Raw genomic sequence first — 24544 nt, forward strand, 5'->3', positions numbered from 1 at the left:
GGGACCACGTCGGACCTGACGGACGCCTGAGCGCCCGACGGGGCCGCACGTCGAAATCAAACCACATCGTTGAAGAATGCACCGGAGCGAGACCCTGACCGGCTCCTCCGGGAAGATCACCTGATACACCCGGAGATCGGGAAAAACCCAGGAAGGCCTCGCGCGCTCGGAACAGGCAGCGGCGAGGCCTCACTTTTTTCGGGGGCTATGTCGTCTGGGCGCGATGTTTCGCGTGGGCGACTTCCAGCCGTCATGCGTCAGCCGTCGAGCAGCCGCGCGGCGAGCGATAGTCTTCGCGTGCCGCCTGGGGCCGTGCTTCAGACGGAGCGGGACGTCCCTATCGGGAGATGGAGGCGTTGGGACCGGGCTGTTGCGGGTTCACGACCGGGCTCGAGCGGCCGTCATGGCGATAGCCGCCGAAGCCGATCTGGTAGGAGACGCTGCCCGAAATGGTCACGTCCCAATTGCCGACCTTGTACGAGCCCGGCGTCGAGCCGACCGGCACGCCGTCCTCGGGCTCGCCGATCAGGATGTCGGTCGTGACCGTGCCGGCGCCGTGCTTCACGCCCGGCAGGCTGTCATCGGCCGAGGCCAGCGGCATGGCGGCAAGCGACGCGGCGGCGACGACGATGGCGGTTGCGAAAAATCTGGGCATGACCGGGCTCCGGGGATCGAGGCGTAGAGATAATATCAACCGCGCCGTTTGCCAATCGGGGCGCGATCACGATCCGCGCAGCGCTTGCAATCGTGGCCCGGCCCATATAGAACAAAAAAAGAACAAACTGCTTGTGGACAGAGCCGCGATAACGCGGAAGCACCGCGCGGCGGCGGCGGCGATCGGATAGGATGCGCGCCGATCAGCAATTTTCCGTTTCGGACGAGCGTGGAGGCGAGTGATGGCGGGTAGCGTGAACAAGGTCATTCTGGTGGGCAATCTGGGCGCGGACCCGGAAATTCGCCGCCTCAATTCCGGCGACCCGGTCGTCAACATGCGGATCGCGACCTCCGAGACGTGGCGCGACCGCCAGTCCGGCGAACGGCGCGAGCGCACCGAATGGCACAATGTCGTGATCTTCAACGACAATCTCGCCAAGGTGGCCGAGCAATATCTGAAGAAGGGCGCCAAGGTTTATATCGAGGGCCAGTTGCAGACCCGCAAATGGCAGGACCAGCAGGGCCAGGACCGCTACACCACCGAGGTCGTGCTGCAGAAATTCCGCGGCGAGCTGCAGATGCTGGATTCGCGCAACCAGGGCGAGGGCGGCCAGTACAGCGCGCCGGCCAATCGCGGTTCGGATTTCGGTTCCTCCGGCCCCGGCGATGCCCAGCGTGGCGGCGGGGGCGGCGGTTTCTCGCGCGACCTCGACGACGAAATCCCGTTCTGAGCGGTCAGTGATGCAGCGCATCGCGCACGTCATGGTCGTGGTGCGCGACTATGACGAGGCCATCGCGTTTTATTGCGGCAAGCTCGGCTTCGAACTGCTGGAAGACAGCTACCAGCCCGAACAGGACAAGCGCTGGGTGGTCGTCGCGCCACCGGGTGGCGGCACCTCGCTGGTGCTCGGCCGGGCATCGGACGACGGGCAGGCGGCGGCGGTCGGCAACCAGACCGGCGGCCGCGTCTTCCTGTTCCTGCAGACCGACGATTTCGAGCGCGACCACAAGCGCTATCTTGGCGAAGGCGTCGAGTTCGTGCGTGACCCGAAGGTCATGGATTACGGCACGGTCGCCGTGTTCCGGGACCTCTACGGCAACCAGTGGGACCTGATCGAATTCGCTGCCGGCCATCCGCTCGCGTTCGCGGCAAAACCCTGACGGGTTCGTGATTGGCGCTTGAGCGCGTCCTGCCGCAGAACGGCAGGCATGGCTCTGATCAGACATTTAACCGCCGCGTTCTGCGTTGCCTTGCTGGCGGCCGGAGGCGCGGCCCATGCCGGCGACGCCGATGTCGTGGATGCGCGCGCCGAGCGGGCGCAGGACGGCACCTATCGCTTCGATGTCACCGTGCGTCACGCCGACGAGGGCTGGGACCATTACGCCGACCGCTGGGAGGTGCTCGGACCGGACGGCAAGGTGCTGGGCGAGCGCGTGCTGTTGCATCCGCATGTCGACGAGCAGCCCTTCACGCGAAGCCAGAGCGGCATCGCAATTCCCGATGATGTGCGTGAGGTGACCATCCGCGCGAATGACAAGGTGCACGGCTTCGGCGGGCGCGAGATGACGGTGGCCTTGCCTGGGCGGTGACAAGCCATTGCGAGAATGTTCTATTCCCATTGGCGGGCCCAACGGTAGATGTCTGCCCACATTTGTGCCGCGGATTGTTGGCCGGTTCCTGATGCCTGCCTGTGAAATGGAGGTGGTCGGACTATGCGCGCACTCTTGTTCACTACTGGCTCGCCATTTGCGAGAGCCGTCCGTATTGTTCTCGACGAACTCGCGCTCGACTATGAGAGGCGTGAGGAGATCACAACGCCGAGCGTCGAAGAACGAGTCGCAGCGACACCAACTCTGCAGGTACCTACTTTCTGGGACGGAGACCTGACACTTTGGGAAAGTGGCTTGATCGTTGAGTACCTGCTGTCGACCTATCGGCAGAACGGAGCAGCTGGATTGCCACTGGCAACCCACGCCTTCCGGCCGGAGTTCGAATGGCATGACAAGTTGGTATTCGCGACGATCCAGACGTTCGGAAATGCGGCAACGACCATTTCTCAGATGAGATGGTCGGGAATTGCCCTACAGCAGAACGCACATCTGCAGAGATCGGCAGAGAAGCTGTTTCGCATCTTGAACTGGCTTGAGGGTCAGCTAGGTGATGGCGACGGTTTCGTGCCAGGCTACGTGTCTATGCAGGATATCTTTCTGGCATCACACGTCCGTTTCGTGCAGGCGCGTCCCCTCGGCATCGAGCTTGGTCTCGAGAGCTTTGCCAGGGTTTCGACGTTGCTTGAGCGACTTGACGAGCGGGAGAGCTTCAAGGCGAACCCGATCTGGTGGTGGGAGCCGGGGGTAGTGGCGTATGAGCCGGATGGCACCCCGATCTACAAGAAGGATGCCGGCTCGAGATAAACAAAAACGGGGTCGCGTAGTCACTGCATCAGTGCGGATACGGCGACGCGAAGCTGGGGGTCAAACCGCAATAACCGTGATTATCGCCGGCGCCCGCTCAGCCAGCCGCGAACGACAGGCGGACTGAGTCGTCTCGTTGCCGCGCGTTCTGCGCGGCACGGTGCGCACGGCAAGGTCCGGCAATTCGTCGGCGAAGAAGGCCCAGAAGGCGCGCCGGTGGGCGGTGAGTTCCGAGACCATGCCGGCGGCCTCACGCCGCCATCAGCGCCTTGATGCCGTCGGCGACGAACTGGACGGCGAGGGCGGCAAGGATGACGCCGAGCAGGCGGGTGAGGATCGAGCGCCCGGTCTGGCCAAGAAAACCATCGACCCGTTCGGCGAGCAGGAACACCAGATAGGTGAGCAAAATGCCGGCGAGGATGACCGCCACCAGGGCGGCCTGGCCGACGGCGCCTTCGAACGAGCCTGACAGCAGCACCGTGGCCGAGATCGCACCGGGGCCGGCAATCAGCGGGATCGCGAGCGGGAAGGCGGCGATGTTGTGGATCATGTCCTTGGTGATGGCGACGTCGGCGCTCTTTTCCTTGCGCTCCTGACGGCGCTCGAAAACCATCTCGAAGGCGATGAAGAACAGGAGCAGGCCGCCGGCGACCCGGAAGGCGGGCAAGGTGATGCCGAAGACCGACAGGATCGCGGCGCCGGCGAGCGCGAACAGGGCAAGCAGCAGGAAGCCGATGACCGAGGCGCGCAGTGCGACCTGCTGGCGCTCGGCCCGGTTCATGCCGCGGGTCAGCGCCAGGAACAGCGGCGCCAGCCCGGGCGGGTCGATCGTCACCAGGATGGTAACGAATGCGTTGAAGATCTGGTCGAGGCTCGGCATCAAGTTCCCCCCGCGTCCGGCCAGATGTACCGCCGGCAGCGCCGCTTGGCCAGCCGGTCGCAGCGGCGGGGGAGGGGCCGACGGGCGGCCGACCGTCGCGTGCTCAACTCTCCTGCCGGTAAGCCTCCAGCCGGTAGCCGTCGGGATCGACGACGAAGGCGGCGTAATAGCCGTTGCCATAGTCGGCGCGTAGCCCCGGCCGACCGTTGTCGGAACCGCCGCCGGCAAGCGCGGCGGCGTGAAAGCGGTCGACGGCGCCCCGATCCGGGGCGGTCAGGCAGAGGTGCAGGCCGGAGCCCGGATCGGCGACGACAGGTGTCTTCGCGGCCAGCACCCACAGGCCGATGCGATCCGTGCCGTAGCCGAGCGAGGTTTGGTCCTGATGCAGCAGAGACAGACCGAGCGCGGCGAGCGCCGTATCATAAAATTTGCGGCTGCGGGCGAGATCGGCCACGCCGATCGAGACATGATCGAACATCGTTCGTTTCTCCTTTTTTGAAGCTCAGGCGACGCGGCGGGCGAAGAATTCGACGATGCGGCGCCAGTCGCCGCCTTCCGCGTCGCGGACCTCACCGATCCAGTGAAAACTGTCCGCAGTGATTTCGGTGAAGCGCCAGCGGTTTTGCACGCCGTCCTCGTCGACGCCTTCCTGGACGATGTCCTTTCCCGCCGCACGGCCGATCTGGCGCGAATAGACGTGGCGGACCGGATCGGCATAGATGATGCGCCAGGCGTCGAGCTTCGGATCGAAGATGCGCAGCGTGGTGCCATGCATCAGGGCCGCGGCGGGATCGTCGGCGCCGGGGTCGCGGAAACCGGGGATGCGCCAGATGTCCTGCATTACGCGGCCTTGCAGCACCCAGCCGAAATGGGCGCTGCCGTGGCCAGTTGCGGTCGTGCCGTCGGGCAGGTGCCGGACGACGTCCATCTCCCAGTCGCCGACCAGCCAGCCATAGAGTTCCGCCTTGGCGGCGATCTCCGCGGCCGGCCCGTCGGCATGCAGCAAGCGGGGCAGGCTGCGGGTTGCGATCGTGTTCATGCTCCTGACCTTTCTGTCATGATGATCGCCCTGTTAGCCGCGCGGCCGATGGTCCGGCTTGGGAGAAATTGCTATTCTGCATGCATGGGAATCCTCGGGCGCGAACTGGCGACCGGCGACGGCTGGTACGTGAAGGACATCGTCTGCGATCCCGGGCCGAACGACCGGCCGTTCGAGGAGCAGCACGCGAATTTCTGCGTCGCCTTGGTGAGCGGCGGCAGCTTCCGCTACCGCTCCTCGACCGGCGAGGCGCTGCTGGCGCCCGGCGCGATGTTGTTCGGCCGGCAGGGCGCCTGCTTCGAATGCGGGCATGATCACTCGGTGGGCGACCGCTGCATCTCCTTCCACTTTTCCGGCGATTACATCGAGGAAACGGCACGCGAGGTAGCCGGCGCACGCGGCAGCGGTTTCGCCCGCGCCGCATTGCCGCCCGGCACCGCAACGGCGCGACTGGCCAGCGATCTCGCGGTGGCCGCGGAAGACGATGACCGGCCGGCCTTCGCCGAACTCGCGCTGCGCGTGGCGTCGGCCGCGCTCGCCGGTGCGGCGGCGGACAGGATGAAGGCACCGACGGCACGCGAGGAACGCGCGGTGAGTGCGGCGTTGCAAAGGATCGAGGCCGATGTCGCGATGGAGGTGTCGCTGGCCGCTTTGGCCGAGGAGGCAAGGCTGAGCCGGTTCCACTTCTTGCGCGTATTTCGCCAGGTGACCGGGACGACTCCTTACCAGTACCTGCTGTTGCGGCGCCTGCACCGCGCCGCCGCCGCGCTGCGCCACGGACGCGACGGTGTCGCGGCGATCGCCTACGACGCCGGTTTTGGCGACCTGTCGACCTTCAACCGCCGGTTCCGCCGTGTCTTCGGCGTGTCGCCGAGCACGTTGCGACGCGCGAAGCCGGCCGCCTGACCGGACGCTGGCGACGCAGGTTCCCCGTGGCGCACGGCGACCGATTCGGGCAGTTTTCCGGCACTCCCCGGAAGGCAATCGGAACTGAAAAAGAATGCGCGCGTAATGCGTTGTTTTCAAAGCACTTTTGAGCGCCGAAAATCAGGCGTCGAGGTTGGAGAATTTCGCCGGCATCCTATATAAGGAGGCCGATGATTCCTCATTTCGATCGTGACCTGATTTGACCGACAAGACGACAACGCGTCCGCCGGACGAGCCCGACGGCATCGAGCCGGTTTCCATCATCGAGGAGATGCAGCGTTCCTATCTCGATTACGCGATGAGCGTGATCGTCAGCCGGGCGCTGCCGGACGTGCGCGACGGGCTGAAGCCGGTGCACCGGCGCATCCTCTACGCCTCGCACGAGAACGGCTATCACTGGAACCGCAAATATGTGAAGTCGGCGCGCCCCGTCGCCGACGTGATGGGCAAATACCACCCGCACGGCGACGCCTCGATCTACGATGCTCTGGTGCGCATGGCGCAGGACTGGTCGATGCGGCTGCCGCTGATCGACGGGCAGGGCAATTTCGGCTCCATCGACGGCGATCCGCCGGCGGCGATGCGTTACACCGAGGCGCGGCTGACCAAGGCCGCGCACGAACTGCTGGAAGACATCGACAAGGACACGGTCGACTTCCAGGACAATTACGACGGCTCGTCGAGCGAGCCCAAGGTGCTGCCGGCGCGGTTTCCGAACCTGCTTGTCAACGGCTCGGGCGGTATCGCCGTCGGCATGGCGACCAACGTGCCGCCGCACAATCTGTCCGAGGTCTGCGACGCGGCGATCGCCGTCATCGACAATCCGGCGATCGACCTGCCCTCGCTGATGGAGATCATCCCCGGGCCGGACTTCCCGACCGGCGGCATCATCCTCGGCCGCGGCGGCATCTATTCGGCCTATGATTCAGGCCGCGGCTCGATCCAGATGCGCGGCAAGGTGCATTTCGAGGAGATCCGCAACGACCGCGAGGCGATCATCGTCACCGAGGTGCCGTTTCAGGTCAACAAGGCCAGCATGATCGAGAAGATGGCCGAACTGGTGCGCGACAAGCGCATCGAGGGCATCTCCGACATCCGCGACGAGAGCGACCGCCAGGGCTACCGGGTGGTGATCGAGCTGAAGCGCGACGCCGTCGCCGACGTGGTTCTCAACCAGCTCTACCGCTACACGCCGCTGCAGACCTCGTTCGGCGCCAACCTCGTGGCGCTCAACGGCGGCAAGCCGGAACTGATGAACCTGCACGACATCCTGAAGGCATTTGTCTTCTTCCGCGAGGATGTCGTCAGCCGGCGCACCAAATACCTGCTCAGGAAGGCGCGCGACCGCGCCCACGTGCTGGTCGGACTGGCGATCGCGGTTGCCAATATCGACGAGGTGATCAAGCTGATCAGGCATGCGCCCGACCCGCAGACGGCGCGCAGCCAATTGATGGAACGGCGCTGGCCGGCCGAGCAGGTCGAGGCACTGATCCGGCTGATCGACGATCCGCGCCACCGCATCAACGAGGATGGCACCTATTTCCTCTCCGAGGAGCAGGCACGCGCCATCCTCGACCTGCGCCTGCAGCGCCTGACGGCGCTCGGCCGCGACGAGATCGGCGACGAGCTCAACACGATCGGCGAGGAGATCAAGGACTATCTCGAAATCCTGGGTTCGCGCGCCCGCATCCAGCAGATCGTCAAGGACGAACTGGCCGCGGTGCGCGACGAGTTCGGCACGCCGCGGCGCACCGAGATCGCCGAGGGCGGTCCCGACATGGAGGACGAGGACCTTATCCAGCGCGAGGAGATGGTCGTCACCGTCACCCATGAGGGCTACATCAAGCGGGTGCCGCTCTCGATCTACCGGGCCCAGGCGCGCGGCGGCAAGGGCCGCTCCGGCATGTCGACCAAGGACGACGACTTCGTCACCCGGCTGTTCGTCGCCTCGACCCACACGCCGATCCTGTTCTTCTCCTCGCGCGGCATCGTCTACAAGGAGAAGGTCTGGCGCCTGCCGGTCGGCACGCCGCAATCGCGCGGCAAGTTCCTGCGCAACATGCTGCCGCTGGAGGAAGGCGACCGCATCACCGCGATCATGCCGCTGCCGGAAGACGAAACGCGCTGGGGCGAACTCGACGTCATGTTCGCGACCACGCGCGGTACGGTGCGGCGCAACAAGCTGTCGGATTTCGTGCAAGTGAACCGCAACGGCAAGATCGCGATGAAGCTCGATGCCGACGACGCCATCCTCAATGTCGCGACCTGCACCGAGAACGACGACGTGCTCCTGACCGCCGACAGCGGCCAGTGCATCCGCTTCCCGGTCACCGACGTGCGTGTCTTCGTCGGCCGCAACTCGGTCGGCGTGCGCGGCATCGCCATGGCCGACAGCGAACGGGCCATCTCGATGACCATCCTCGAGCATGTCGACGCCAATCCCGCACAACGCGCTGCCTATCTGCGCCGCGCCACCGCCGAAAGGCGGCTGGCGACGGGCGAGGACGAGGAGATCGTGCTCACCAACGAGGAGGTCAGCGAGGTCGAGGAGCTGACGGACGAGTTCTACGAGTTCATGAAGGAACACGAGCAGTTCGTTCTGACGGTTACCGAATTCGGCTACGGCAAGCGCTCGTCATCCTACGATTTCAGGCTGACCGGCCGCGGCGGCAAGGGCATCCGCGCCACCGACGTTTCCAAGGTGGCCGAGATCGGCCGGCTGGTGGCGACCTTCCCGGTCGATCCCGACGACCAGATCATGCTGGTCTCCAATGGCGGCCAGGTGATCCGCGTGCCGGTGACCGGCATCCGCATCGCCAGCCGCGCCACCAAAGGGGTGACGATCTTCAACACCGCCGAGGGCGAGCGCGTGGTGTCGGTGGAGCGCATTTCCGAGGCGCAGGAGGAAGAGGAGGCCGAGGCCGATCCCGGCGCGGCGGAAGCCGAGGCCGGCGGTGAGGCTCCGCCCGCCGCACCCGACACATCGCAATAAGCCAAAGAAAAAGGGCCGCCCGGCGGGCGGCCCCAAGTTTCAGGCTTCCGGAACAACCGCAAGCCCTGGGAGGATGGTCAGAAATCAGCGGTGCGGCGGACCGAAGCGGCGGCCGCGCGTGGCGCGCACCTCAAGCTTCTGGCGCTGCGCCTCTTCATAGAAACCGAACGCGGTGGCAATCAGCATGGCGATGGTCATGGCCGCGGCGAGCAAGGTGATCAGCATGGCATTGGTCTCCTTTGCTTCGAGAACGCATTGAAGCGCGTTTGGTTTCATGCGTCTGTGAGAAGTCTTACTTTGCGCGCCTTGAACGCCTGCTGATCGACCCGTTCATCCACCGTTCATCTTCGCCAGAACCGTTCATCGTTTCACAGAATCGTCGACTGGCTCCAACCGCTTGTTTCTGCGCAATTCCGGACGGAAAACCGGTTTCCACTTTTCCTGGAATTGCTTAAGAGCGCGGTCCGGCCCCTCGGTTTGCCGCCGATTGCGTTTGACCCCAAGCATGGCTAGAAGCCGAGGGCATGAAACAGCACGTTGCCATCTATGCCGGGTCGTTCGACCCGCTCACCAACGGCCACCTCGATGTTCTCAAGGGCGCGCTCGCCATCGTCGACACGGTAATCGTCGCCATCGGCATCCAGCCCGGCAAGACGCCGGTCTTCTCCTTCGAGGAGCGGCTGAAGCTGATCGAGGCGGTGGCCGCGAACGAGTTCGACGGCCAGGGCAGCCGGCTCAAGGTCGTGTCCTTCGACGGGCTCCTGGTCGATGCCGCACGCAAGCACGGCGCCACCATCATGATCCGCGGCCTGCGGGACGGCACCGACCTCGACTACGAGATGCAGATGGCCGGCATGAACGAGACCATGGCGCCGGAACTGCAGACCGTCTTCATTCCGGCGAGCCCGCAAGTCCGCACCATTACCGCCACACTCGTGCGCCAGATAGCCGCGATGGGCGGTGAGATCGGGGCTTTCGTGCCCGACGTGGTCAAGGCCGCCCTCGACAGGAAGTTTCCCCGCGGAAGGACAGGTTCATGATTTTCGACCGTTTGCATCATTTCACCGCCGCCCTTGTGGTAGCCGCGGGGCTCACCGGCAACGCCATCGCCGCAGAGCCCGAAAACACCATGGTGATCACGCTCAAGGACGGCGACGTGACCATCGCGCTCAGGCCCGACCTTGCACCGCAACATGTCGAGCAGATCAAGGCGCTGGTGCGCGAAGGCGCCTATGACAATGTCGCGTTCCACCGCGTCATCGAAGGGTTCATGGCGCAGACCGGCGACGTCCAGTTCGGCGATATGGCCGACGGTTTCAACGCGCGGCGCGTGGGCACCGGCGGATCGTCGCGCAGCAACCTGCCGGCGGAGTTTTCCGACGAGCATTTCGTGCGCGGCACGGTCGGCATGGCGCGGGCACAGAACCCGAACTCGGCCAATTCGCAATTCTTCATCATGTTCGCGCCGGCGCCCAATCTCGACGGCGCCTACACGATCATTGGCGAGGTCGAGGACGGCATGGAACTGGTCGACCGGATCAAGCGCGGCGACCCGGCGCAGAACGGTGTCGTCAGCGATCCCGACCGCATGCTCGACGTGAAGATCGCCGCCGACGGCAACTGACCCGCGAGACGGGCAACCAAGCGAAAGGACTTTTCATGGCCGAGATCAAGGATCCGGAAAACACCCTCCTCATGGAGACCACCAAGGGCAAGGTGGTAATCGAGCTCCTGCCGGACCTGGCGCCCGGGCATGTCGGCCGCATCAAGGAACTGACCCGCGAAGGCGCCTATGACGGCGTGGTCTTCCACCGCGTCATCGACGGCTTCATGGCCCAGACCGGCGACGTGCGCTACGGCAAGTCGGACGGGAAGGCCTTCGACCCGTCGCGCGCCGGCATGGGCGGTTCCGACAAGCCCGACCTGAAGGCCGAGTTCTCCAACGCCAATCACGGCCGCGGCACCTGCTCGATGGCGCGGGCCCAGAACCCGAACTCGGCCAATTCGCAGTTCTTCATCTGCTTCGACGATGCATCCTTCCTGAACCGCCAATATTCGGTCTGGGGTCAGGTCGTCGAAGGCATGGAGCATGTCGACAAGATCAAGCGCGGCGAGCCGGTGCAGGACCCCGACAAGATCATCTCCATGCGCGTGGCGGCGGACGCCGCCTGATGCGCCGGTCCGCCCTTGCCGCGGCCGCCCTTTTGCTGGCGTCGACACCGGCCTGGGCGACGGGCGAGATCTATTGCACGGGCGAGGGCGTCAACGTGCATCTGCTCGTCGGCCGCGCCGAAGCGCTGTCGGTGCTGCGGGCGACGGTGACGATCGGCGACAAGTCCTGGTCGAGCCAGCCCGACGCCGTGCCGGGCATGCCGATCGCCCTCGGCCAGGCTTTCGAGGGCGACGGGCGGCTGCTGGTCGACCTCACCGACGAACCGGCCGGCGAGATCATCGCCGCCCGTCTGCGCGCCTTCTCGCTGGACGAGGGGGACCATTTCGCCTCCGGGGGCGTGTTTTCCTTCCGGGGCGAGGGCGCTTTCGTGGTCGACTGTTCCGAACGGGGATGAAGGTCGAGCTTTTCGATTTCGAGCTACCGGAGGAGCGGATCGCGTTGCGCCCGGTCGAGCCGCGCGACGCGGCGCGGCTACTGGTCGTTGGCGCGGGCGGAGACCTCGAAGACCGCTCGGTCGGTGATCTCCCCGGCCTGCTGCGTTCGGGCGATGCCATCGTCTTCAACGACACCAGGGTGATCCCGGCGCAACTGTCGGGGCTGAGGCGCCGCGACGGCGCGGTCGCCCAGATCGACGCGACGCTGCATATGCGGGTCGCGCCGGATGCCTGGAAGGCCTTCCTGCGCCCGGCCAAGCGGGTGCGCGAGGGCGAGCGCATCAGTTTCGGCCATACCGGCAATCTCTGCCTGCTCGGATCGCTCGACGCGACGGTCGAGGAAAAGGGCGAGGCGGGCGAAGCATTGCTGCGCTTCGACCTTGCCGGCGCGGCACTGGACGAGGCGCTGAAGGCGGCGGGCCATGTGCCGCTGCCGCCCTATATCGCCTCGAAGCGCGACGAGGACGCGCGCGACCGCGAGGACTACCAGACCATATACGCCCGCGAGGAAGGGGCTGTCGCCGCGCCGACGGCGGGACTGCATTTTACGCAGGGACTGTTTGCCGCGCTGGACGAGGCGGGCATCCAGCGTCATTTCGTGACGCTGCATGTCGGGGCCGGCACCTTCCTGCCGGTCAAGGCAGAAGACACCTCCGACCATGTCATGCATGCCGAATTCGGCCATGTCTCGGCAGAGACGGCGGCGGCGCTCAACGCGGTGCGGGCGCGGGGAGGGCGGATCGTCTCGGTGGGCACGACCTCGCTCCGGCTGCTGGAAAGTGCCGCGGCCGAGGACGGGACGCTGTCGGCCTGGTCGGGCGCGACGGACATCTTCATCACGCCGGGCTACAGGTTCCGGGCGGTCGACGTGCTGATGACCAATTTCCACCTGCCGCGCTCGACGCTGTTCATGCTGGTCTCGGCGTTTTCGGGGCTGGAGACGATGCGGGCCGCCTATGGCCATGCGATCGAACGCGGCTACCGCTTCTATTCCTATGGCGATGCCTGTCTTTTGTTTCGGGGAAGCGAAGGTTGAGCGACCGGTTTTCCTTCGAGGTCCTGGCCACCGACGGCAAGGCGCGGCGCGGGCTCGTCTCGATGCCGCGCGGCGCGGTGCGCACCCCGGCCTTCATGCCGGTCGGCACCGCCGGCACGGTCAAGGCGATGTATCTCGACCAGGTGCGCGCGCTCGGCTCCGACATCATCCTCGGCAACACCTACCACCTGATGCTGCGGCCGGGCGCCGAACGCGTGGCGCGGCTTGGCGGACTGCACGATTTCGCGCGCTGGCCCTACCCGATCCTGACCGATTCCGGCGGCTTCCAGGTGATGTCGCTGGCGCAATTGCGCAAACTGACCGAGAAGGGCGTGACCTTCAAGTCGCATGTCGACGGGGCCAGATACGAGTTGACGCCGGAGCGCTCGATCGAGATCCAGGGCCTGCTCGATTCCGATATCCAGATGCAGCTCGACGAATGCGTGGCGCTGCCGGCCGAGGAAACGGCGATCGAAAAGGCGATGGAGCTTTCGCTGCGCTGGGCCGAGCGCTGCAAAGCAGCCTTCGGCGACCAGCCCGGCAAGGCGATGTTCGGCATCGTGCAGGGGGGCGACCGCCCCGCGCTGCGCGAGCGCTCGGCAGAGGCGCTGAAGGCGATGAGCCTGAAGGGTTACGCCGTCGGCGGGCTGGCGGTCGGCGAGCCGCAAGCGGTGATGCTCGACATGCTCGATGTCGTCTGCCCGGTGCTGCCGAAGGAGAAGCCGCGCTACCTGATGGGGGTCGGCACGCCTGACGACATCGTCAAGGCGGTGATGCGCGGCATCGACATGTTCGACTGCGTGATGCCGACGCGGGCAGGGCGGCACGGGCTGGCCTACACCAGGCGTGGCAAGATCAACCTGCGCAATGCGCGCCACGCCGAGGACCCGCGGCCGCTCGACGAGGAGAGCGACTGTACCGCGGCGCGCGACTACAGCCGCGCCTATCTGCACCATCTGGTGAAGTCGGGCGAGGCACTCGCCGGCATGCTCCTGACCTGGAACAATCTTTCCTACTACCAGTCGCTGATGCAGGGGCTGCGCGACGCGATCGAGACGGCAAGGCTGACCGACCATGCTGCTGCCTTGTCCGAAGGCTGGGAGCGCGGCGACATTCCTCCGCGCTGAGGCGAAACCGGACGGGGCCTTGTTGCGTAGTTCTTTTGACTGCGCAATGAAGAGGAGCCCACGACATCATGCGATTTCTCGCCGCCTACGGTATCGCCGCAACCATCTTCCTCGCCATCGATCTGGTCTGGATCGGGCTGGTGGCGCGCGGCTTTTATGCCTCGCGACTGGGCGAACTCCTGCTGCCGCAACCGCGTGCCGGGGTCGCCGTGATCTTTTATGCGGTCTATGTCGCCGGGCTGGTTTATTTCGCTGTCAGCGCGGGTCTGGCGAACGGGTCCTGGCAGACCGCGGCGCTCAACGGCGCGCTGTTCGGCTTCTTCTGCTACCTCACCTATGACGCGACCAACTATGCCACACTTGCCGGCTACGACCCGGTGGTGGCGATCGTCGACACGCTGTGGGGCACGGTGCTCAGCGGATTCGTCGCCGGCGCAACCGTGCTGGTCCTGCAAGCCTTCGCGCCCTCCTGACCGGACCCGCCGCTCGGGTCAGGTGCTGAGCGCGCTCGAGGCGCGCAGGCTGCAGCCGGTGATGCGGAAGACCCCGTCCTCCTGCAGTTCGAGCGTGTAGACCGCCTCGTAGTTCTTGCCGTCGGGGCCGACCAGCAGCACCTGCTGGATGATCGATGTCGGGCTCAATTCGTGGGTCTTGCCGAAGGCGTAGCTCTGCGGCCGGCGCACCGGCATGTAACCGCCCTCGACCATGGCCATGAAGGATTCGACGGACGGAAACATGCGCTTGATGCTGGGCGCGGCGAGGCTGTAGGCGGCGGCCTCGTCATCGGCGAGGAAGGCCTGCAGCTGCTGGTCGATGGTCGACTGCGCGGCCGATATCTCGGCGTCGCCGGCTGCCGCCGGTGCGGCGGCGAGGCCGGCCAGAACGATCGCCAAACTCAGGGTTTTCCGCATGTTTCCCGCTCCCTGTTGACGGCGGGACGCCGCACACGGCATCGCGCCTGTTTCGCTATTCTAGCAGATACGGCTTCGGGCGCGTTGGGGTTTCACCCCGGTGCCAATGGCGCGGGCCGGAGCATTGCCGATCCGGTGTGCAAACTGCCCACGCTCCGGGCACGAGATGGGGTGAGGCTGGGGCGGTTGGCCGCGAAGCGCTTGAAATTTCTCGTCTCCGCGCTTGATTTCCTTCGGTGAAGGCTTTGAAATGGACGGCACAGGGGAACTGCCGCGTGGTAGCATTTGACGAGATGCGGCCCGACGGATCCACGGTCCGCGGGCCCTATTCGAACTACGAGAAGTGGCTCAACGCACAGGATGCGGCGCGTCTTGTCGAAAAGGCGGGCGACGCCGAACAGGTCTTCCGCAAGACCGGCATCACCTTCGCCGTCTATGGCGAGGCCGAGGCCGCCGAGCGGCTGATCCCGTTCGATATCGTGCCGCGCATCATCTCCGGGCAAGAATGGCGACGCCTGACGCAGGGCATCGAACAGCGCGTCATGGCGCTCAACGCCTTCCTAGACGACATCTACCACCGCCAGGAAATCCTGAGGGCGGGGCGCATCCCCAAGGAACTGATCGCCGAGAACGAGGCCTTCCAGCCCGAGATGATCGGGGTCAGGCCGCCGGCCGGCGTCTACACCCACATCATCGGCGTCGATATCGTCCGCACGGCCGAGAACGATTTTTTTGTGCTGGAGGACAATGCGCGCACGCCTTCGGGCGTCTCCTACATGCTGGAGAACCGCGAGACCATGATGCAGCTCTTCCCGGAGCTGTTTCAGGCGATCAAGGTCAAGCCGGTCGAGAATTATCCGCAGCTCCTCCGGCAGTCGCTTGCCCGCGTGCAGCCCGAGGGATGCCGCAAGGCTTCTCCGCGGGTCGCCGTCCTGACGCCCGGCATCTACAATTCGGCCTATTTCGAACATGCCTTCCTGGCCGACCAGATGGGCGTCGAACTGGTCGAGGGCTCCGATCTGCGCGTTGTCGACGGTCGCGTCGCGATGCGCACCACCGAGGGCTACAAGGAGATCGACGTGCTCTACAGGCGCGTCGATGACGGCTTCCTCGATCCGCTGACCTTCCGGCCGGATTCAGCACTAGGCGTGGCGGGGATCATGGATGTCTACCGCGCCGGCAACATCACGATCGCCAATGCGCCCGGAACGGGGATCGCCGACGACAAGGCGATCTATTCCTACATGCCTGAGATCGTGGAGTTCTATACCGGGCGCAAGCCGATCCTCGGCAACATCCCGACCTGGCGCTGCTCCGAACCCGACAGCCTGAAATACGTGCTCGAGCACCTGCACGAACTGGTGGTGAAGGAGGTTCACGGCTCCGGCGGCTACGGCATGCTGGTCGGGCCGGCGGCGACCAAGAAGGACCGAGAGGCCTTCGCCAAAAAGCTGAAGGCCAAGCCCAACAACTACATCGCGCAGCCGACGCTGTCGCTGTCGACCTGCCCGATCTTCACCAAGTCGGGCCTGTCGCCGCGCCATGTCGATCTGCGCCCGTTCGTGCTGGTCTCCGACAAGGTGCAGATCGTGCCGGGCGGGCTGACGCGGGTGGCGCTCAAGAAGGGCTCGCTGGTGGTCAATTCCTCGCAGGGCGGCGGCACCAAGGATACGTGGGTGCTGGATGACTAGGCCCGCAAAGCGCAAGAACCTGCGCCGCGGAGCGGCCTGACATGCTGCTCGGTCGCACCGCCAACGGCCTTTACTGGATGAACCGCTACATCGAGCGGGCCGAAAACATGGCGCGGCTGGTCGATGCCGGGCTGCGGCTGGCGCTGACCCGCACCACCGCGCCGGCCGAGGAGTGGAGCTCGGTCGTCGTCAGCGCCGGCGCGGAGCAGGATTTCCGCCAGCGTCACGACGAGTTCACGACCGAGACGGTGTCGGAATATCTGCTGCGCGACATGTCGAATCCGTCGAGCGTCATGGCCTCGATCGAGGCGGCGCGCAACAATGGCCGCATGGTGCGCACGGCGCTGACCCGCGAGACCTGGGAAAGCATCAACGAAGCGTGGATGGCGATGAAGCGCATGCTGGCCCGGCCGGTCGACGCGCGCGACCTGCCCAAGGTGCTGGGCGCCGTGAAACGCCAGACCGCGCTGATCCGTGGCGCCTTCTACAGCACCATGCTGCGCAACGAGATCTTCGATTTCGCGCAGATCGGCACCTTCGTCGAGCGCGCCGACAACACCGCCCGCATCCTCGACGTCAAATATTACGTGCTGCTGCCGTCGCTTTCCTGGGTCGGCTCGACGCTCGACAACCACCAGTGGGAATCGATCCTGCGCTCGGTCGCCGCCTACCGCTCCTATGGCTGGGTCTATGAAGGCGACTACAAGGCGACGAACATCGCCGACTTCCTGATCCTCAACGGGCGCATGCCGCGCTCGCTCGCCTTCTGCTACCGCAACATTTCCGAGAGCCTGAATTTTCTGGCCGCCGAGTACGGTGTGCGCCATCCCTGCCACGACATCGTCGATTCCACCCTCGGCAAGATCAAGGGCAACTCGGCCGAGAAGATCTTCGACGTCGGGCTGCACGAATATCTCACCGACTTCATCCGCGAGAACAACCGTCTCGGCAACGAGATCGCCCAGAACTACCGGTTCTACTGAGGACGCTGGCGACCATGCGGCTGAGGATCACCCATCACACCGAATACCGCTACGACGCGCCGTTGCATTATGCGCTGCAGCGGCTCCGGCTCATTCCTGTCGACAGCAAGAACCAGGCCGTGGGCAACTGGGACCTTCAGATCGTCGGCGCGCGCGAAGAGGTGCGCTTCCGGGACCAGTTCGCCAACGAGACGGTGCTGATCAGCGCGGAAGGCGAGCCGCATGCGATCTCGATCGAGGCGTCGGGCGAGGTCGAGACATTCGATACCGCGGGCGTCGTCGGCGACCATCGCGGCTTCGCGCCGCTCTGGCTGTTCCGGCGCTCCACGCCGCTGACGACGGCGGGCGCGGGCATCCGCAAGCTCGCGGCCGAGATGAAGGAGAAGGATGGGCTCGAGCGGCTGCACGGGCTGATGGCGACGGTGGCCGAGCGCGTCACCTACATGACGGGCACCACCGATGCGGCGACCGAGGCCGAGGAGGCGCTGACGCGCGGCAGCGGGGTCTGCCAGGACCACGCCCACATCTTCGTGTCCGCGGCACGCAAGGCCGGCTTTCCGGCACGCTATGTCAGTGGCTACCTGCATATGGCCGGCACCGACGAGCAGGCGGCGAGCCATGCCTGGGCCGAGGCGCATGTCGACGATCTCGGCTGGGTTGGTTTCGACCCGGCCAACGGCATCTCGCCGGACGAACGCTATGTGCGCGTCGCGGTCGGGCTCGACTATCGCGACGCCAGCCCGATTTCCGGCATCAGGCAGGGAACCGGTGAAGAACAGCTTGCGGTTCGCGTCACTGTCGAGCAGTAATCTGCCGGGACTGGTTTTGGCGGATTCGCTGCATGACCTATTGCGTTGGGCTCAAACTTGGCCGCGGCATGGCCTTCATGTCGGACACCCGCACCAATGCGGGCGTCGACAGCATCGCCACCTTCCGCAAGATGTTCTCATGGACCAAGCCGGGCGAGCGCGTGATCGTGCTCCTGGCGGCCGGCAATCTGGCCACAACCCAGGCCGTTGTGAGCCTGCTCGACGAGCGCGCCAAGGCGCCGCAGGACCGTTCGCCGTCGCTGCTTGAAACGCCGTCCATGTACCAGACCGCCCGCGTGGTCGGAAATCTGCTCAAGGAGGTGATCACAGGCTCGGCCCCGGCGGGGCAGAGCCAGGATGCTTTCGGCGCCTCCTTTATCCTTGGCGGCCAGATCAAGGGCACCGAGCCGCGGCTGTTCATGATCTATCCCGAAGGCAATTTCGTCGAGGCGGGCGATGACACGCCGTTCTTCCAGATCGGCGAGGTCAAATACGGCAAGCCGATCCTGATCCGCGCCTACGACCCCGAGATGAGCTTTGCCGAGGCGGCGAAGCTGCTGATGGTGTCGTTCGATTCAACCGTGAAGGCCAACCTGTCGGTCGGGTTGCCGCTCGACCTCCTGTTTTACGAGCGCGACAGTTTCGAGATCGGCTTCCAGCAGCGCATCACGGCAGACAACGCCTATTACCGGACGATTTCGAGCGGCTGGTCGGATGCGCTGCGCGCCGCGTTCAAGAGCTTGCCGGACTTTCCGATGTCGTGAGGCCGGCGGGCCAATAGCACGTGCAGCATGTCGGGCAGGACCTAGACGCAGTCACGGCTGGACCTTGTTTCCAGTTCGGAATTCGCCGGCGCGGTTTTCCGGACGTCAGCTGACCGCCGGTTGCGATCTTGACAGCTATAGCTTCAATGTTAACATGTTAAATATATCTTGCAGGCCGCAGCAACGGTCCGAGGGGAGGAGGCCGTGCCGCATTTCACGATCGAATACTCGGCCAATCTGGACGGCAAGGTCGATCTCGACGCGCTGTGCCGGACGATCCTGAAGGCCGCGTTGTCGACCGGCGTCTTCGAGACCGGTGCGGTGCGCGTTCGCACCGTGCGCTGCGAGCATTTCGCGATCGCCGACGACCTGCCTGAGAACGCATTTGTCGACCTTTCTCTGCGCATGGGCACGGGCCGATCGGTCGAGACCAGAAAACAGGCTGGCGAAACGGTGTTCCGGGCCGTGGAGGATTTCCTGGCGCCGCTGCTTGCGACGCCAAATTTCGCGCTGTCGTTCGAGATCCGCGAGATCGATCCCGAACTGAGCTGGCGCCGGAACAGTATCCATCCGCGTCTGCGGCAGACATGAGGGAAGAGGCCCTTGCAACCCGCGACGGTGCAAGGGCCGGCTCGCCTTGATGACGGGGAGCGCGTCGTCCTAGATGCTGGCAAGGGAAAGCTGGGGATAGCCCATGGATGAAGAGAGCTTTCGGCACTGGTCGCACCGGGCCGCGGACTGGGGCGCGGATTATCGCGAGACCTTGCGCGAGCGCCCTGTCAGGGCCCAGACCGCGCCGGGCGAAATCGCCGCCGCCATTCCGGCCGCGCCGCCCGAGGCCGGCGAGCCTCTGGAAGCGATCTTCGCCGATTTCGAAAGGACGATCCTGCCGGGCATGACGCATTGGCAGCATCCGCGCTTCTTCGCCTATTTCCCGGCCAATGCGGCGCCGGTCTCGGTGATCGCCGAATATCTGGTCACCGCGATGGGCGCGCAGTGCATGCTGTGGCAGACATCGCCGGCCGCGACCGAGCTCGAGACCCGGGTGCTGGACTGGCTCCGGCAGGCGCTTGGCCTGCCGGATGGCTTTGCCGGCGTCATCCAGGATTCGGCCTCCTCGGCGACGCTTTCGGCGGTCTTGGTCATGCGCGAGCGCGCCCTCGGCTGGAAGGGCAACAGCGAAGGGCTCGCCCGCCAGCAGCAATTGCGCGTTTATGCCTCGCGCGAGGTGCACACCTCGATCGACCGGGCGATCTGGGTGTCGGGCATCGGCGAGGAGAACCTTGTCCGCATTCCCTCCGGCGGCGCATTGCGAGCGATGGATATTGCCGCGCTGGAAGCGGCGATCGAAAACGACAAGGCGGCAGGCCACCTGCCGGCCGGCATCATCGCCTGCGTTGGCGGCACCAGCGCCGGGGCGACCGATGAGATCGCGGCGGTCTGCGCGGTGGCGAAGCGGCACGGGCTCTATGTCCACGTCGATGCCGCCTGGGCAGGCTCGGCGATGATCTGCCCCGAGTTCCGGCATTTCTGGGAGGGAGTGAAGGCAGCGGACTCGATCGTGCTCAACCCGCATAAATGGCTCGGGGCGCAGTTCGACTGCTCGGCGCATTTTGTGCGCGATCCGGAAAGCCTGGTGAAGACGCTGGCGATCCAGCCCGAATATCTGAAAACGCATGGCCGCGACGGCATCATCAACTATTCGGAATGGACGGTCCCGCTCGGCCGCCGCTTCCGGGCACTCAAGCTGTGGTTCCTGATCCGTGCCCACGGGCTCGACGGGCTGCGCGGCATGATCCGCAACCACGTCGAATGGGCCGGCGCGCTGGCAAGGCGCATCGCGGAGGAGCCGGATTTCGAGATCGTGACCGAACCGATGCTGTCGCTGTTCACCTTCCGACGCCTTCCGCCGGAGGGCGAGGATGCCGACGCGCACAACCTCGACCTGGTGCGGGCCATCAACGACCGGGGCGCGATCTACCTGACGCAGACGCGGATCGACGGCAAGGTGGCGATCCGCTTCCAAGCGGGTGCGTTTTCGGCCACCGAGGATGACGTGGCGGCGGCCTTCGAAGCGATCCGCGCCGGCGTCAAAGAGTTGCAAACCGCCTGAAGGCAGTGATCAGCACCGTTTGCCGACGCTGACGGCCTTGCTTTTTTCCCGTTTTCGTTTTTCCTTACAAGAAACAAAAACGAAAACGGGAGGCCGTCATGTATCTTTCGCCTCGCCATACGGCGATCATCGAAATGGCCAAGGCGCAGGGCAGGGTGCTGGTCGAGGACCTGGCCGCGCATTTCGACGTGACGCCGCAGACGATCCGCAAGGACCTCAATGATCTGTGCGACCAGCGGATGCTGACGCGCATTCATGGCGGCGCCCTGTTTCCCTCCGGCATCGAGAACATGGAATACGAGGCGCGGCGCAATATCGCCTCGGACGAGAAGGAGGCGATCGGACGCGCGGCGTCGCGCCTGATCCCGGACGGCGCGTCGCTGTTCATCAATATCGGCACCACCACCGAGGCGGTGTCAAAATCGCTCCTCGACCACAATGGCCTGATGGTCATCACCAATAACATCAATGTTGCCAACAGGATGCGCGTCTATCCGACGATCGAGGTGGTGATCGCCGGCGGGGTCGTGCGCGGCTCCGATGGCGGCATCGTCGGCGAGGCGGCGGTGGACTTCATCCGGCAGTTCAAGGTCGATTACGCCGTCATCGGCGCCTCGGCGATCGACCATGACGGCGCCTTGCTCGATTTCGATTTCCGCGAGGTGAAGGTCGCGCAGGCGATTATCGCCAACGCACGGCACGTGATCCTGGTCTCCGATTCGACCAAGTTCGAGCGTACCGCGCCGGTGCGCATCGGCCATCTTTCGCAGGTCGATACCTTCATCACAGACCGCTGCGAGATCGCGAATATCCGCAAGATCTGCGACGAAGCCGAAGTGAAGCTGATGGAGACCGTGCGCTAGGCGCAAACCGCCTTATCAATTTCGTTTGACATTCGCTTGGTTTTCGAATTATTTCTCTCGCCGCTTTCGGCAGCCGTAGAATGCTGCATTGCGAAAGCGGGAGGAATTCTTGGGCGGCGAGCAGCTCTACGACATTCTGGTCATAGGCGGCGGGATCAACGGCTGCGGCATCGCGCGCGACGCGGCCGGGCGTGGCTTCTCCGTCGTTCTCGCCGAAATGAACGATCTCGCCAGCGGCACGTCGTCGTGGTCGACCAAGCTGATCCATGGCGGCCTGCGCTATCTGGAGTACTACGAGTTCCGACTGGTGCGGGAGGCGTTGATGGAGCGCGAGGTGCTGTGGTCCAATGCGCCGCACATCATCTGGCCGATGCGCTTCGTGCTGCCGCATCACAAGGGCCTGCGTCCGGCCTGGCTGCTGCGGCTCGGCCTGTTCCTCTACGATCACATCGGGGGACGCAGGAAGCTTCCGCCGACGCGCACACTGAACATGCGCCGCGACAAGGCCGGCGCCCCGCTGAAACCGCTCTTCTCGCGTGCCTTCGAATATTCCGATTGCTGGGTCAACGATGCCCGCTTCGTCGTGCTCAACGCGCGCGATGCTGCCGACCGCGGCGCTGTTGTCCGCACCCGGACCAAGGTGGCGCGGGCGCGGCGCGAGGACGGGCAGTGGACGGCCGAACTCGAGGACCGGGTCTCCGGAGCGGTCGAGACGGTGAAGGCGCGCCTGATCGTCAATGCGGCCGGGCCCTGGGTCGACGAGGTGCTGGCGACGGCGCTCGGCCGCAACAGCGTCGACAACGTACGGCTGGTGCAGGGCAGCCATATCGTCATCCGCAAGAAGTTCGACGATCCGCGCGCCTATTTCTTCCAGAACCGCGACGGCCGCATCATCTTCGCCATCCCCTACGAGGACGACTTCACGCTGATCGGCACCACCGACCACGATTTCGAGGGCGACCCGGGCGACGTCACGATCACCGATCCCGAGATCGACTATCTGTGCGAGGCGGCGAGCGAATATTTCGTCGAGCCGGTGCGCCGCGAGGACATCGTGTGGACCTATTCCGGCGTGCGGCCGCTTTTCGACGACGGCGCCAGCAAGGCGCAGGAAGCGACCCGCGACTACGTGCTGAAGTCGGAAGGCGGCGACGGCGAGGCGCCGCTGCTCAACATCTTCGGCGGCAAGATCACCACCTACCGGCGGCTTTCCGAGGCGATGCTTGAGAAGATCGAGGGTTTCCTCGGCCGCAAGGGCGCGCCGTGGACGGAGAGGGCGCCGCTGCCGGGCGGCAATTTTCCGGCCGATGGCTATGAGGCGGAGGTCGCGCGGCTCAGCGCCGACTTTTCTTTTCTCGACAAGACCCATGCGCGCCGGCTGGTGCGCCTCTACGGCACCGACGCGCGGACGATCCTCGGCAAGGCGAAGTCGCGCGAGGATCTCGGCCAGTGGTTCGGCGCCGACCTGTTCGAATGCGAGGTCAGGCACCTGATGGGGCGGGAGTGGGCGCGCACGGCCGAGGACGTGCTGTGGCGGCGCACCAAGCGTGGCCTGCGGCTTTCGAAGGCGGAGGCGGCGACGCTCGACAAATACATGCGCTCGGCGGGCGGCGACGCCTCGACGGCGGCTGCGGAATAGGGCGGGGACCGGAATGCTCGAACTGAGAAACGTGTCGAAGGTCGTGGGAGGCGAGACGCATATCGGCGACGTCTCGCTTGCGCTCGATCACGGCACGCTCAACGTGCTGCTCGGGCCGACGCTTTCGGGCAAGACCAGCCTGATGCGGCTGATGGCGGGCCTCGACGTGCCGACATCGGGCGGCGTGTTCTTCGACGGCCAGGACGTGACCGGCATGCCGGTGCAGAAGCGCAACGTCGCCATGGTCTACCAGCAGTTCATCAACTACCCGGCGATGACCGTCTACGAGAACATTGCCTCGCCGCTGCGCGTGGCGGGCGCGGCACGCGAGGCGATCGACAAGGAGGTGCGCCGCGCGGCCGAACTGCTGCGGCTGACACCCTATCTCGACCGCACGCCGCTCAGCCTGTCCGGCGGCCAGCAGCAGCGCACCGCGCTTGCCCGGGCGATCGTCAAGAATGCCGGACTGGTGCTGCTCGACGAACCGCTGGCCAATCTCGACTACAAGCTGCGCGAGGAACTGCGCGACGAATTGCCGAAGATATTCGCCGAATCCGGGGCGATCTTCGTCTATGCGACCACGGAACCGCACGAGGCGCTGCTTCTGGGCGGCAACACGGCGACGCTGTCGGAAGGCCGGGTGACGCAGTTCGGTTCGACCATCGAGGTCTTCCGCGACCCGGTCGACCTGATCACCGCCCGCACCTTCTCCGACCCGCCGCTCAACACGATCGAGCTCGAAAAGCGCGGCGACGGCTTCGAGATCGGCGGGGTCAGGCTGTCGCTGCCGGAAAGGCTCGCGGGCATAGCCGACGGCAGCTACACGGTCGGCTTCCGACCACACCATCTGACGCTCGAAAGCCCGGTTGCCGGCGCGGTTCCGATCTCAGCGCGCGTTTCGGTGACGGAACTGACCGGGTCGGAGAGCTTCGTGCATCTCGACTTCGCCGACCGGCGCTGGGTCATGCTGGCGCCCGGCATCCACGATTTCGAGGCCGGGGCCGAGGTGCAGGTCTTCATCGACAGCCGGCACCTGCTGGTCTTCGACGCGGCCGGACGCTCGGTCGCGCCCGCCGGCAAGGCGGATTGAGGGG

Annotated in this window: 29 protein-coding genes; 22 read left to right on the forward strand and 7 right to left on the reverse strand. The window is 65.4% G+C overall.

Translation table 11 applies throughout. The annotated features are described in order from the left end of the window. Nucleotides 1-337: 337 nt before the first annotated feature. Nucleotides 338-655, reverse strand: a complete 318-nt coding sequence (locus FQ775_RS06525) for a hypothetical protein (protein ID WP_146301180.1) — start codon at nt 653-655, stop codon at nt 338-340. 241 nt (nt 656-896) lie between these two features. On the opposite strand from FQ775_RS06525, the gene FQ775_RS06530 reads away from it, so the two are divergent. The 4 genes from FQ775_RS06530 (at nt 897) to FQ775_RS06545 (ending at nt 3069) form a co-directional block, all read left to right on the forward strand. Continuing rightward, the gene (locus FQ775_RS06530) at nt 897-1385 is read left to right on the forward strand and encodes a single-stranded DNA-binding protein (RefSeq protein ID WP_146301179.1); all 489 of its coding nucleotides are present in this window, start codon (nt 897-899) and stop codon (nt 1383-1385) included. A gap of 7 nt (nt 1386-1392) precedes the next feature. After that, on the forward strand, nt 1393-1815 hold the full coding sequence (locus FQ775_RS06535) for a VOC family protein (protein ID WP_146301178.1): 423 nt from the start codon (nt 1393-1395) through the stop codon (nt 1813-1815). Between the two features lie 48 nt (nt 1816-1863). After that, complete coding sequence (locus FQ775_RS06540) at nt 1864-2244, forward strand: hypothetical protein (RefSeq protein WP_206064836.1); 381 nt, start codon at nt 1864-1866, stop codon at nt 2242-2244. Nucleotides 2245-2367: 123 nt separating this feature from the next. After that, nucleotides 2368-3069, forward strand: a complete 702-nt coding sequence (locus tag FQ775_RS06545) for a glutathione S-transferase family protein (RefSeq protein WP_146301177.1) — start codon at nt 2368-2370, stop codon at nt 3067-3069. Between the two features lie 60 nt (nt 3070-3129). On the opposite strand, the gene FQ775_RS06550 is transcribed toward FQ775_RS06545, so the two are convergent. The 4 genes from FQ775_RS06550 to FQ775_RS06565 form a co-directional block, all read right to left on the reverse strand. After that, the gene (locus FQ775_RS06550; protein WP_146301176.1) at nt 3130-3309 is read right to left on the reverse strand and encodes a hypothetical protein; all 180 of its coding nucleotides are present in this window, start codon (nt 3307-3309) and stop codon (nt 3130-3132) included. A 10-nt stretch (nt 3310-3319) separates the two neighbouring features. Continuing rightward, nucleotides 3320-3949, reverse strand: coding sequence for a MarC family protein (locus tag FQ775_RS06555; RefSeq protein WP_146301175.1), 630 nt, complete (start codon nt 3947-3949; stop codon nt 3320-3322). Nucleotides 3950-4052: 103 nt separating this feature from the next. Further along, on the reverse strand, nt 4053-4427 hold the full coding sequence (locus FQ775_RS06560; RefSeq protein WP_146301174.1) for a VOC family protein: 375 nt from the start codon (nt 4425-4427) through the stop codon (nt 4053-4055). Between the two features lie 24 nt (nt 4428-4451). Further along, on the reverse strand, nt 4452-4988 hold the full coding sequence (locus FQ775_RS06565) for a hypothetical protein (RefSeq protein WP_146301173.1): 537 nt from the start codon (nt 4986-4988) through the stop codon (nt 4452-4454). Nucleotides 4989-5072: 84 nt separating this feature from the next. On the opposite strand from FQ775_RS06565, the gene FQ775_RS06570 reads away from it, so the two are divergent. Together FQ775_RS06570 and gyrA are read left to right on the forward strand one after the other, a co-directional pair. Continuing rightward, on the forward strand, nt 5073-5894 hold the full coding sequence (locus FQ775_RS06570; protein WP_146301172.1) for a helix-turn-helix transcriptional regulator: 822 nt from the start codon (nt 5073-5075) through the stop codon (nt 5892-5894). Between the two features lie 220 nt (nt 5895-6114). Next, nucleotides 6115-8907, forward strand: a complete 2793-nt coding sequence (gene gyrA / locus FQ775_RS06575) for a DNA gyrase subunit A (RefSeq protein WP_167812791.1) — start codon at nt 6115-6117, stop codon at nt 8905-8907. Between the two features lie 84 nt (nt 8908-8991). On the opposite strand, the gene FQ775_RS06580 is transcribed toward gyrA, so the two are convergent. Beyond that, nucleotides 8992-9132, reverse strand: a complete 141-nt coding sequence (locus FQ775_RS06580; RefSeq protein WP_167812792.1) for a hypothetical protein — start codon at nt 9130-9132, stop codon at nt 8992-8994. Nucleotides 9133-9431: 299 nt separating this feature from the next. Here FQ775_RS06580 and coaD point away from each other — a divergent pair, with 299 nt between their 5' ends. The 7 genes from coaD to FQ775_RS06615 all read left to right on the forward strand — a co-directional run bounded on the left by coaD (nt 9432) and on the right by FQ775_RS06615 (nt 14150). Beyond that, nucleotides 9432-9947: a pantetheine-phosphate adenylyltransferase gene (gene coaD / locus FQ775_RS06585; protein ID WP_146301171.1), complete on the forward strand. Its 516-nt coding sequence runs from the start codon at nt 9432-9434 to the stop codon at nt 9945-9947. Continuing rightward, on the forward strand, nt 9944-10531 hold the full coding sequence (locus FQ775_RS06590; protein ID WP_146301170.1) for a peptidylprolyl isomerase: 588 nt from the start codon (nt 9944-9946) through the stop codon (nt 10529-10531). Before coaD ends, FQ775_RS06590 begins: the two co-directional genes overlap by 4 nt. A gap of 35 nt (nt 10532-10566) precedes the next feature. Next, the gene (locus tag FQ775_RS06595) at nt 10567-11079 is read left to right on the forward strand and encodes a peptidylprolyl isomerase (protein ID WP_146301169.1); all 513 of its coding nucleotides are present in this window, start codon (nt 10567-10569) and stop codon (nt 11077-11079) included. Further along, on the forward strand, nt 11079-11474 hold the full coding sequence (locus FQ775_RS06600; protein ID WP_146301168.1) for a hypothetical protein: 396 nt from the start codon (nt 11079-11081) through the stop codon (nt 11472-11474). Before FQ775_RS06595 ends, FQ775_RS06600 begins: the two co-directional genes overlap by 1 nt. Beyond that, nucleotides 11471-12550, forward strand: a complete 1080-nt coding sequence (gene queA / locus FQ775_RS06605; RefSeq protein WP_146301167.1) for a tRNA preQ1(34) S-adenosylmethionine ribosyltransferase-isomerase QueA — start codon at nt 11471-11473, stop codon at nt 12548-12550. The genes FQ775_RS06600 and queA overlap by 4 nt, the downstream gene beginning before the upstream one ends. Continuing rightward, nucleotides 12547-13677, forward strand: coding sequence for a tRNA guanosine(34) transglycosylase Tgt (tgt, locus tag FQ775_RS06610; RefSeq protein ID WP_146301166.1), 1131 nt, complete (start codon nt 12547-12549; stop codon nt 13675-13677). The genes queA and tgt overlap by 4 nt, the downstream gene beginning before the upstream one ends. Before the next feature lie 68 nt (nt 13678-13745). Continuing rightward, nucleotides 13746-14150, forward strand: coding sequence for a DUF2177 family protein (locus FQ775_RS06615; RefSeq protein WP_146301165.1), 405 nt, complete (start codon nt 13746-13748; stop codon nt 14148-14150). Nucleotides 14151-14168: 18 nt separating this feature from the next. Here FQ775_RS06615 and FQ775_RS06620 read toward each other — a convergent pair whose 3' ends face one another. Further along, a complete protein-coding gene (locus FQ775_RS06620; RefSeq protein ID WP_146301164.1) occupies nt 14169-14588 on the reverse strand; it encodes a DUF4864 domain-containing protein in 420 nt (139 codons plus the stop codon). 275 nt (nt 14589-14863) lie between these two features. Between FQ775_RS06620 and FQ775_RS06625 the strand changes: the two genes are divergently transcribed. From FQ775_RS06625 to FQ775_RS06665, 9 genes are all read left to right on the forward strand, one after another. Beyond that, nucleotides 14864-16279 (forward strand): circularly permuted type 2 ATP-grasp protein, encoded by a 1416-nt coding sequence (locus FQ775_RS06625; protein WP_167812793.1) that lies wholly within the window; start codon nt 14864-14866, stop codon nt 16277-16279. A gap of 41 nt (nt 16280-16320) precedes the next feature. Beyond that, complete coding sequence (locus FQ775_RS06630; RefSeq protein WP_146301163.1) at nt 16321-17262, forward strand: alpha-E domain-containing protein; 942 nt, start codon at nt 16321-16323, stop codon at nt 17260-17262. 14 nt (nt 17263-17276) lie between these two features. Continuing rightward, nucleotides 17277-18071, forward strand: coding sequence for a transglutaminase family protein (locus tag FQ775_RS06635; protein ID WP_146301162.1), 795 nt, complete (start codon nt 17277-17279; stop codon nt 18069-18071). Between the two features lie 32 nt (nt 18072-18103). Next, complete coding sequence (locus FQ775_RS06640) at nt 18104-18835, forward strand: proteasome-type protease (RefSeq protein ID WP_146301161.1); 732 nt, start codon at nt 18104-18106, stop codon at nt 18833-18835. A 204-nt stretch (nt 18836-19039) separates the two neighbouring features. After that, a complete protein-coding gene (locus FQ775_RS06645) occupies nt 19040-19426 on the forward strand; it encodes a 5-carboxymethyl-2-hydroxymuconate Delta-isomerase (RefSeq protein WP_146301160.1) in 387 nt (128 codons plus the stop codon). Nucleotides 19427-19529: 103 nt separating this feature from the next. Next, a complete protein-coding gene (locus FQ775_RS06650) occupies nt 19530-20948 on the forward strand; it encodes a pyridoxal phosphate-dependent decarboxylase family protein (protein WP_146301159.1) in 1419 nt (472 codons plus the stop codon). 98 nt (nt 20949-21046) lie between these two features. Then, on the forward strand, nt 21047-21811 hold the full coding sequence (locus tag FQ775_RS06655; RefSeq protein WP_146301158.1) for a DeoR/GlpR family DNA-binding transcription regulator: 765 nt from the start codon (nt 21047-21049) through the stop codon (nt 21809-21811). Between the two features lie 109 nt (nt 21812-21920). Then, nucleotides 21921-23450 (forward strand): glycerol-3-phosphate dehydrogenase, encoded by a 1530-nt coding sequence (gene glpD, locus FQ775_RS06660; protein ID WP_146301157.1) that lies wholly within the window; start codon nt 21921-21923, stop codon nt 23448-23450. A gap of 13 nt (nt 23451-23463) precedes the next feature. After that, nucleotides 23464-24540, forward strand: a complete 1077-nt coding sequence (locus tag FQ775_RS06665; RefSeq protein ID WP_146301156.1) for an ABC transporter ATP-binding protein — start codon at nt 23464-23466, stop codon at nt 24538-24540. The last annotated feature ends 4 nt before the right edge of the window (nt 24541-24544 follow it).

This window comes from Nitratireductor mangrovi, assembly GCF_007922615.2.
GTDB classification, from domain to species: Bacteria; Pseudomonadota; Alphaproteobacteria; order Rhizobiales; family Rhizobiaceae; genus Mangrovimarina; species Mangrovimarina mangrovi.